The 10,061-nt window shown below is 73.5% G+C and carries 5 protein-coding genes and 1 pseudogene; 4 read left to right on the forward strand and 2 right to left on the reverse strand.

Features of this window, described 5'->3' with window-relative positions:
* Nucleotides 1-88: 88 nt before the first annotated feature.
* Nucleotides 89-2,026, reverse strand: a complete 1,938-nt coding sequence (locus AB1460_RS05755) for a substrate-binding domain-containing protein (RefSeq protein WP_368959556.1) — start codon at nt 2,024-2,026, stop codon at nt 89-91.
* Nucleotides 2,027-2,299: 273 nt separating this feature from the next.
* Here AB1460_RS05755 and AB1460_RS05760 point away from each other — a divergent pair, with 273 nt between their 5' ends.
* Entirely contained in the window at nt 2,300-3,799 is a 1,500-nt protein-coding gene (locus AB1460_RS05760) for an MFS transporter (protein ID WP_368959558.1), read from the forward strand.
* A 36-nt stretch (nt 3,800-3,835) separates the two neighbouring features.
* Here AB1460_RS05760 and AB1460_RS05765 read toward each other — a convergent pair whose 3' ends face one another.
* Entirely contained in the window at nt 3,836-5,350 is a 1,515-nt protein-coding gene (locus tag AB1460_RS05765) for a CCA tRNA nucleotidyltransferase (RefSeq protein ID WP_368959560.1), read from the reverse strand.
* 185 nt (nt 5,351-5,535) lie between these two features.
* Between AB1460_RS05765 and AB1460_RS05770 the strand changes: the two genes are divergently transcribed.
* From AB1460_RS05770 to AB1460_RS05780, 3 genes and pseudogenes are all read left to right on the forward strand, one after another.
* The gene (locus tag AB1460_RS05770; protein ID WP_368959562.1) at nt 5,536-6,006 is read left to right on the forward strand and encodes an NUDIX hydrolase; all 471 of its coding nucleotides are present in this window, start codon (nt 5,536-5,538) and stop codon (nt 6,004-6,006) included.
* A gap of 56 nt (nt 6,007-6,062) precedes the next feature.
* On the forward strand, nt 6,063-8,669 hold the full coding sequence (locus AB1460_RS05775; RefSeq protein WP_420497203.1) for a DUF6049 family protein: 2,607 nt from the start codon (nt 6,063-6,065) through the stop codon (nt 8,667-8,669).
* Nucleotides 8,666-10,061, forward strand: a pseudogene (locus AB1460_RS05780) (hypothetical protein); the annotation flags it as partial. The gene AB1460_RS05775 and the pseudogene AB1460_RS05780, both read left to right, overlap by 4 nt.

Consider the following 10,061-nt stretch of genomic DNA (forward strand, 5'->3'; position numbering starts at 1 on the left):
TCGCGGCGGCACTCGCGGCGGCTCTCGCCGTCTCGCTCACCACGAGTACGAGGAGGCGCTCACCACGGGGGACGGCCCTGCGGCACGGTCAGTGGGGGATCTCGGTGAGTGCGCCGACCAGGACCCCGAAGATGTTGTTCGGATCCAGCGCGGGATAGGTCTCGGCGCCGGTGGCCTCCGAGATCCGGGCGAGCGCGCCGAGGTCGGCCTCCGTCCCGTAGCCGATCGTGACGATCTCGACCGGGCGTCGCGGTGAGTACTCCTCCCGCAGGGTTCGCACCAGCTCGTCGAGGGAGAGGCTGCCCGGATCGGAGTTCCTCCCGTCGGTGACCAGCACCACCTGGTTGGGCCGGCCGTCCAGGTAGTGCCCGGTCATGTACCGGAAGGCGGCGAGCGCGGTGTCGTAGAGCCCGGTGTCGCCGCGCGCCTCGATCGCGTCCATCGCGTCCACCAGGGCCTGCGCCCTCGTCGACGGACCGAGCTGCTCGTTGATCGGGCCGAGCGGGACGAGCTCCGCCCAGTCCTGCTCTCCGCGCAGCCGCACGGAGAAGCGCCACAGCCCGAGCCGGCTGTCGTCGGCGAACAGCGGGAGCGCGGCCTTCGCCGCGTCGATGGCCACCGTCAGGCGGCTACGTCCCGGCCCGCCGGGGACCGGTTCGTTCATCGAGCCCGAGGTGTCCAGGACGGCGAGGACGTTCGCGCGCTGGTGCACGCTGATGAAGGTCGCCTGCAGCGCGGCCAGCACCGACGCGGTCAGTGGATGCTTCTTCTCCAGGTGCGGTCGTGCGAGCAGGCCGATCTCCGGCCCGAAGGAGTCCGCGACGCCGTCCGGCGGTCGGAAACCGCTGTGGGCCAGCGCTGACCTGCCTCGCGGTGACTGCACCACCGCCAGCAGATCGCGCGCCATGCGTGCCTTCACCGGGTCCGCCGAGGCACGACTCAGCTCGATGTAGCGGATCTCGTCCAACGTCTGGCCGTCGTCCGGATAGGACGCGACGAGTTGTTCCCCGCCCGGCATCCCGCCGCCCGCGCCGCCGTCCGCGGCCGCGGGCGCGCCGTCCGCGGCCGCGGGCGCGCCGTCCGCGGCCGCGGGCGCGCCGTCCGCGGCTACGGGTGCGCCGTCCGCGGCTACGGGTGCGCCGCCGGTTCCCAGACCACGGTTGTACTGGTAGACCACGCTCTCCGAGAGCAGGGCGACCGACATCCGCGGTGCTTCGGGGCTGTCGACGTCGGCGGCGCGCAACGCGGTGAGCAGGCCGGCGTCCGAGTCAGGCACCAGGCCTGCCCGGCGTTCCAGCTCGAGCACGGCCCGCCTCGCCGTCATGTCGCTCGTGACGACACGTTCCGTGAGCTGCTCGGGCGGGACGTCCAGCGCGAGCGAGACCGCGTTGGTCAGTGCGGTCAGCCCGGCCGTCGACGTCCGCGGGTCGGGCAGGCCGACGGAGAAGTCTCCCCAGGCCTCCTGGCCGCGAGCGCCCCAGAAGTCCTCGGCGCCGAGGAACTCCTGCAGCTCGACCCAGGAGACCTGGTTGCGTGGCCAGCCGAGCGCCTCCGCCATCGGGCGGGGCATCGCAAGGACCACCGGTGAGGTGGCGATCACCGTCCCGGAGTCGATCAGCAGCCGGTTGGCCGGTTCGGTGGTTCGGGCGAGAGCCAGCCAGTCGGCGGAGTCGGGCACCCACACGTCCGGTATCTCGCCGGCGCCCGGCTCGTTCCAGCCCCCGCGCAGGTAGGAGGCGGCCTTGCCGCCGTCGACGGTGTTCACCTCAAGAGAGGCGCAGTAGCCGAAGACCGCCGGGTGCTCGCTGCGGTAGGCCACCGCGGCCGCCTGCAGCGGTTCGGCCAGCGCCGGTGCGACGCTGACGGTCAGCGTCACGGAGCCGGAGCATCCCGCCGCCCCGGCTGTCACGCGCAGGAACAACCAGCCGCAGGTGAGAGCACCGGCAGCGAGCGGAACGGCAGCCAGCGTGGCGACCCCCCGTAACGACGTTCCTGAGCGGCGGTACCGGTGCCGGGCACCAGACATCAGACCGGAACACCTCCGAAACGGGTGAACTACGCGACGCGACCGTAGTCGACTCTTCGGACAGCATCCGGGTGTCGGAGAACCGCAGTGTCTACATTGAGGCGCCATTGCCGGGCGGCCACATCCAGGGCCCTTTTCGGCGGGCGGCCCGGCGGCACCCCTGCCCTGTCCGGCGACTGAGGGCTGTCACCGGCGCCTGTATGCCTGTCGCTCGCGGCAACCATGCGGCCACCCCCTCCCACGGCCGGGCCGCCTTCTTCGTAGGCTGCGGACGTGGCCTGGACCAGCAAGCACGGGACCGGCAGCCTGCGTGCCCTGCTCGACGGCCGCGGATTCCGGCAGCTTTACGCCTGCCGGTTGTCGTCGCAGGCCGCGGACGGTGTCTTCCAGGCGAGCCTGGTCAGCTACGTCATCTTCTCGCCGGAACGTGCGACGTCCGCGGGCGCGCTGGCGACGTCCCTCGCCATTGTGGTGCTGCCGTTCAGCGTGATCGGCCCGTTCGCCGGCATCGTCCTGGACCGGGTTTCCCGGCAACGGGTTCTCGTCGTCTCCTCGGTGGTCCGCACTGTGCTGATGGTGGTGCTGGTCGGGCTGATCCTCGGCGGGCGGACTGGTGCCGACTTCTACGCGACCGCCCTCGCCTCCGTCAGCGTGAACCGGTTCGTGCTGGCCGCGCTTTCCGCCGGTCTGCCGATGGTCGTCGACGTCGGCAGGCTCGTCACCGCCAACGCACTGTCCGTCACCTCCGGCACCGTCGCCACCCTGCTCGGCGCCGGCGTCGGCAGCGGCCTGCGCGGCATCACCGGCGGCGGCGACAACGCCGTCGCCCTGGTCGCCGCGCTGGCGGCGCTCGCCTACGCCACCGCCGCGCTGATCGCCGCCCGACCCGGCCGCGTCGCCTTCGGCCCGGTCGAAACGGTGCCCTGGCAGGGTGCCTGGTCACAGACCCGCAGCGTCGCCGTCGACCTGGCGGACGGGGTGCGCTACCTGTGGCGCCATGGCCCCGCCCGGCGCGCCCTGGCGGCGCTGACGACGTCCCGGGCGGCCTACGGCCTGGTGCTGGTCATGACGGTGCTGCTCTACCGCAACCACTTCACCGGCACCGGCGGCGGGCTCGCCGGCCTCGCGGCGGTGGTCGCCGCCAGCGGCGCGGGAACGGTTCTGGCCGCCGTCGTCACCCCCCGGGTGACCAGGCGCATCCCGAAGGCGACCTGGATCGCGCTGGTCCTCGTGGCGGGCGGCGCGGTCGAGATCGCGCTCGGGCTGCCGTTCCTCTCCCCGCTGTATGTCGTCGCCGGCCTGCTGCTCGGCTTCTCCGCCCAGGCCAGCAAGATCTGCGTCGACACGATCGTGCAGGAGCAGACCGAGGACGCCTACCGCGGCCGGGCCTTCTCCCTCTACGACCTGCTGTTCAACCTTGCCTTCGTGGCCGCGGCCGCGCTTGCGGCGCTGATCCTGCCCGAGGACGGGCGGTCGGCACCGGTCGTCGTCGTCGCGGGTGTCGGCTACCTCCTCGCCGGCGCGATCTACTTCCGGGCCGCGATGCGCCACCCGGAGGACCGGGTGATCCGCGGGGTCGGCGCGGCCCACCCCACTGTCACGGTGCCCGGACCGTCGGCCACCGACAGCGCTCCGCCCCCCAGCAGCTCGCCCTCCCCCGGCGGCGCTCCGTCTTCGGGCGGGGCTCCGTCTTCGGGCGGCGCGCTGTCCCCCAGCGGCACGTTGTCCGCAACGCCGGGGACGAACGTGCCGCCCGCGACGAACCCGACCTGACGACCTGACGGCCGGACGGCCCGGCCCCTCGGCTCCTCAGCCGGCGCCGGCTGCCCCGCCATCGCCGTCGGCGGCACTGCCGCCGTCGCGGTTCCCGGCCGCGTCGCCCGGAAGCGGGACGCCGTTCTCGCGCGCCCAGCGGAACAGCTCCGCCTCGGCGCCCTCACGGCCGAGCAGCCCCCGCTCGAACCGGACGTCGAGCATGTACGCCCGGGCCTGCCCGACGAGCCGCGACGGGCGCAGCCCGAGCAGCGACATGATGTCGTCGCCGGAGAGCTCCGGGCGGATGGCGGCGATCTCCTCGCTCGCGGCGAGGTCGGTGATCCGCTCCTCGAGGGAGTCGTAGGCGCGGGCCAGGTTCTCGGCCTTGCGCCGGTTGCGGGTCGTGCAGTCCGAACGGACCAGCTTGTGCAGCCGGGACAGCTGCGGGCCAGCGTCGTGGACGTACCGGCGCACCGCGGCGTCCGTCCACTCGCCGGAGCCGTAGCCGTGGAAACGCAGGTGCAGGTAGACGAGCGAGCAGATGGCGTCGACGACGTCCTTGGGGAAGCGCAGCGCGACGAGCCGGCGGCGGGTCATGTCCCGCCCGACGACCTCGTGGTGGTGGAAGGACACCCGGCCGCCGGGGACGTGCCGGCGGGTGCGCGGCTTACCGATGTCGTGCAGCAGCGCCGCCCAGCGCAGGACCTCGTCGGGCCCGTCCTCCTCCAGCGCCATCGCCTGGCGCAGCACGGTCATCGTGTGCGCGTAGACGTCCTTGTGCTGGTGGTGCTCGTCGATCTCCATCCGCATCGCGCCGAGCTCGGGCAGCACCAGGTCGGCGACGCCGACCTCGACGAGCCGCTCCAGCCCGGCGACCGGGTCCGGGCTGACGATCAGCTTGCGCAGCTCGTCGCGCACCCGCTCGGGCGAGACGATCGAGATGCGGTCCGCCCGCGAACGCATCGCGGCGACCAGCTCGGGGACCGGGGTGAGGCCGAGCGCGGCCTCGAAGCGGGCCGCGCGCAGGATGCGCAGCGGGTCGTCGTCGAAGGACGCCTCCGGCGGGCCGGGGGTGCGCAGCACGCCGCGGGCCAGGTCGGCCATGCCGCCGAACAGGTCGACGAAGTCGTGGCCGGGGACGGACACCGCCATCGCGTTCACCGTGAAGTCCCGCCGGACCAGGTCCTCACGCAGGCCGTCACCATAGGTCACGGTGGGGTTGCGGGACGTCCGGTCGTAGGACTCGCTGCGGTACGTCGTGACCTCGAAGCGCACCCCGCGGCGAGCAAGGCCGACCGTACCGAAGGCGATACCGGCCTCCCAGGTCGCGTCGGCCCAGCCGCGGGTGATCTCCAGGACGCGCTCGGGGCGGGCATCCGTGGTGAAGTCGAGGTCAGGGGCGTCGGCGGCGCGGCCGAGCAGCGAGTCGCGGACGGACCCGCCGACCAGGTACAGGGCATGCCCGTGGTCGGCGAAGATCCGGCCCAGCTCGTCAGCGGGCGCGGGGACCCGCAGCAGCTCGCTCACCACCTGCTCCGCCGAATCCCGGGGATTGTCAAGACTGATCACAGCCACCTGTTCAGATTACGGGCGAGTGGGCCCGGAGCGACGGCCGTACCCCCTCCGACGCGCGCGGACACCTCCCGGGCCGCCGCCGGGATGCGGAACGTACCCAACCGTGCGCTGAGGTGATACTCCCGGATGAAGCGGACACACAACGGGGCCGATTCGGCCGCTGCTCGTACGATCAGTGCATGCCCTCCCCGCGCAGGACGCCCGGCCACAGGCCGCTGCGCAGGGTGGAGGAGACCTCCGCCGGTGGACTCGTTCTCGATACCGTCTCCACCAGGGCCAACGCCGCTCTGATCGCCCGTAGGGATCGCCATGGTCACCTGTTGTGGTCCTTGCCGAAGGGGCATGTCGAGGCGGACGAGACCACGGAGGAGGCAGCCGTCCGGGAGGTCGCCGAGGAGACCGGGGTGACGGGAGCGGTGCTGGGCCCGCTGGGCACCATCGACTTCTGGTTCGTGACCGGGCAGGCCCGGGTACACAAGACCGTGCACCACTTCCTCCTGCTGCGGATGTCCGGTGAGCTCTCCGACGACGACATCGAGGTGGCGGAGGTCGCGTGGGTGCCCCTGTCCGAGGTCGCCGCCCGCCTGGCCTATGCGGACGAACGGCGCCTGCTGGATGGCGTCCCGACAATTCTCGCCGACGCCTCGTGAGCGGACTCCTCCCGGCCCGGCGGCGGCCGGCGGCGCGCCTCGCCGCGGTCGCGGCCGTGCTCGGCACCATGGTGATCACCGGGCCAGGCGTGGGAACAGGCGTCGCCGTGGGCACCGCGGCCGGGACGGAGGGCCGCTCCGGACAGGCTTCATCCACAGTTTCCACAGCGCTGTCCACAGACTTGTCCACAGGATCAGCCTCATCTGTGGGAATCGCCGCCGGCCCACCGGTAGCCATCCAGCCCGTCACCCGGACATCTCCGGGCACAACCGGCACGGCATCGTCAGGCACGGCGCCGTCGAGCCCGGGACCGTCAGGCGCGATGCCGCCAGGAGCGAACCTCCCGATCCGCCTCACCCTCACCCAGGTCACCGCCCCGAGCGCCGCCTCGCCGCTGCTTCAGGTCGCCGGCTCCGTGCTCGTCCAGGGCACCGACCGGGTCGCCGACCTCGGCGTCGTACTCGAGGTGGGGTCGGCCGTGCGCTCCCGGGAGGACCTGGGCCGGCTGAGCCAGGGCGAGCAGGTGCCGGCCGTCCAGTACCGGAATCTGGCCAGCGGGCCGCTGGACACGGCCAGCACGATGCTGGGCAGCCCGTTCCGCGCGGAGGCGGACGTCTCCCGCTACGTCCCCCCCACAGGGGTCGAAGTCCACCCCGTGCGGATCAGAGTGGTCGGCAGGGTCAACGGCCGGGCCTCGTCCACGGTGGCCACGGCGACGACGTTCATGGTCCTGTCCGCCTCACGGGTGGCGGCCCGGACGCAGGTGCTGACCGTGGTGCCGCTGGCCAGCCCGCCGCGGCTGCGCTCCGACGGCCTGCTCACCGACGACGGCCTGCGCGCCGAGATCGCCGAGGGGGGCGGGCTCCGCGAGCTGCTCGACGCGGTCCACGCCACCGCGGTGGGCATGCCCTCCGTCCCGCCGACAGTCGCGCTCGGAGTCGACCCCACCCTCGTCCAGGCCCTGCTCCTGATGCGGGAGGACTACTTCTTCGCGGCTCCGGACGGACCGAAGACCGGCCGGGCCGACCCGGAGGCCGGCGCGTTCCTCGAAATGATCAAGCAGTACGCCGACCTGGGTGGCACCGTCTTCGCCCTGCCCTACGGGGACGTCGATCTGCCCTCCCTCGTCCACGCCGACCAGCTGGACGCGCTGCAGTACTCCGTCAACACCGGCCAGACCGTGATCGCCGAACTGCTCGGGGTCGACCCGCAGCGCATCCGGGACATCGCCTTTCCCGCGGACGGGATCGTCGACGCACCGACGGTCAACGTGCTCAGCGCCAACGACGCAGGCACGGTGATCGTCGATGACGAACTGCTGCCCGCGGCCCGCTCCGTCACCCACACCCCGTCCGCCGGGGTCACCCTGGCCACCGACACCGGTCAGATCCACGCGCTGGCCGCCGACCACCGGCTTGCCGATCTCGTCACCGGTTACGAGGGCAGCGAGGTGGACCACGATGTGGCACTCGCCCGGTTCCAGGCCGAACTCGCGATGATCACCGCCGAGCGGCTACGGGCGTCACGGTCGGTGTCGGGGTCGGTCGTCCTCGCCCTGCCCCGTGACGCGAGCCGGATCCCCCAGGGCTGGCTCGCCGAGATCCTCCGCACCATCGAGAGCCCCTATTCGACCGCCATCGGCATCCAGGCGGTGACCGACCCCGCCCTGGACGGCACCCGGCAGCGCGCCGGGCTGACCTACCCCGAGGCGCTCCGGGAGCGCGAGCTGCCGGTCGACTACGTCGACGGCGTCGGCGAGATCCGGGACAAGGTGCAGACCCTGGCCTCGCTCTTCTGCCCGGCGACCCCCGCGGCCCCCGCGGCCCCCCTCGCCTGCCAGCGGACCGAGCGCCTGAAGAACACCCTGATCACGGGTCTCTCGGCGGCCTGGCGGACGGACCGGCCGGCCGGAGTCTCGCTGGTCCAGCAGGCAGACGGTGAGGCCACCGGGTTCCGGGACGGCGTGCGGGTCGTCGGGTCGCAGATGGTGAACCTCACCAGCAGCCGTGGCCGGGTGCCGGTGACACTGGAGAACAGCACCCCGTGGGACGTCACCGTCGTCCTGAAGATCGTCTCCAGCGACCGCGGGCGACTCATCTCGGCGCCCGAGGTCGCCCGCCGCCTCATCGCCGGGCAGAAGGACCAGATCGAGATCGAGGTCGACGCGGAGAGCGCCGGCACGTTCCCGATCGACATCCGGCTGGAGACCGCCGACGGCAGGACGCTCGGCCCGGAGGCGGCCGCGCGGGTGCTGGTCCGGTCGACGGTCTACGGCGCCATCGCGACCACCATCACGGTCGGCGCGATCGGCGTGCTGATGGTGGCGGTCGTGGTCCGCCAGCTCCGCCGGCTGCGCGCGTGGTCCCGGCAGCGTGCCCTGGCCGGCGGTGCCGGGTCGCCCCAACGCTCCGATCCGCCCAGGCCCGATGTCGGCGGTCCTGTGCCGTCCCGGGCCGGGTCAGAATGGGCCGACCAGGCGACACTGCCGCTGCGGGGCAACTCGCCGGGCGCTCCGGAGCGGGACCCGTATCCGCCGGGCCTCGACCGGTTCCCCCACCATCCCGGCGACCCGGACCACGGCCCGACGGTGCCCTGGGTCCCGGACCGGCCGGCCACACCCGCCGGCTCGGGACCCCGGCCGCGGCGACGGGACGGCCGGTGACCCCGGCGGACCGGCCTCGGCGGCCCCCCCGCGACGGCCAGGACGGCCGCCAGCACGGGCGGAACCCCGACCGCGGCACCGCCGGCGACCCCTACGCCGCCGAACGGGATCCCTACTCCGTCGAGCGGTACGCCGACCACGGCGACGAGCACTACGGGAACGCCGGGCAGCCACGTCCCGAAGACCCGCCGTTCCCCGATGCCGATGAGCGTCTGGACCGCTACCGTCCGAACGTGGCCCGACCCTCCGGAGACTCCTCGACGTCCTGGGACGACCCGGATCCGCGCCGGCCCCCCCGTCCCGCCAACGAGTTCGACCACCACGACCACCACGACCCCCGCGGCTACGAACGGTCGTACGGCGGGTACGGGCGTCAGGACGCCGGCGGCCCGCCGGTCGACTACCCGCGCGGCAGCTACCCACCAGGCACCTACCCGCCGGGCACCTACCCGCCGGGCGGCTACCCGCCGGGCGGCTACCCGCCAGAGGCCTACCCGCCGGACGATCAGCCGCGCGAGGGCAGCCGGCGGGAGGACTACCAGTCCGGCGGCTACCAGTCCGGCGATCACCGCCATGAGGACCGTCCGTACGAGGACCGTCCTGACGACGGCCGCGAGTCCGGCCGCTACCCGCGGGGCGACGAACGCGGGCGCGGTGATCGGCACGGATACGACGGTCACGACGCGGCGCGCGGCGACCGCGGTCACGCCCCGCCGGGGTACGAGCAGCCCCCTCGGCAGCCCGGTCCGGGCTACGGCCCGCCCGGCGCGGACACGCCCGCCGGATACGAGCGCTGGTATGACGGCGAACGCGGCGGCAGCGACCGCGGCGGCCGCTCGTACGACGTGGACCGGTATGGCGGTCCCCTGGCCGAGGAGCACCGTCACGACGCCGCGGCCGACGACCGAGGGTCCCGACGCCCCTGGGCCGACGACGGTTACGACCAGGATGACGGCTACGGCCGGGACCGCGGTCACGGCCGGGAACCTGGCTACGGCCAGCAACCTGGTTATGGCGCGGACTACGGCCACGGCCACGGCGATCGCGGCGAGGGCCGAGGCCGGCGCTCCCCGGACGGCCGGGCGGGCTCGTGGCAGGCGGACGGCGCACCCCCCACGGCCCGCGTGCCGTCCGGTTCCGCCTACCCCGGTGGTCCGCCGGTGCCTCCGACCCCGCCCCCGGCAGCGCCGCCACCATCACCGGCAGCGGGCCGGCGGCCCAGCAGAGACCCGCACGACAGCGGGGCCGGCCGTATCGACCCGTATCCGGGCACGCCGCCCAAGTCATACCAGGTGGATGAGGGAGCGATCAGCGGGTACCCCTCCGGTCCGCACGCCCCCGTGGAGCGTCTGGCCGAGGAGCAGACCAGGAGGCTTCCGAGCGCCCCGGCGG

Origin of the sequence: Parafrankia sp. FMc2 (assembly GCF_041008525.1) — a bacterium.
Classification (GTDB): Bacteria; Actinomycetota; Actinomycetes; order Frankiales; family Frankiaceae; genus Parafrankia.

Excerpts from the sequence above, each read along its gene's own strand:
- AB1460_RS05770 (WP_368959562.1), top strand. The coding sequence starts at position 5,536 with ATGCCCTCCCCGCGCAGGACGCCCGGCCACAGGCCGCTGCGCAGGGTG.
- AB1460_RS05755 (WP_368959556.1), bottom strand. The coding sequence starts at position 2,026 with ATGTCTGGTGCCCGGCACCGGTACCGCCGCTCAGGAACGTCGTTACGG.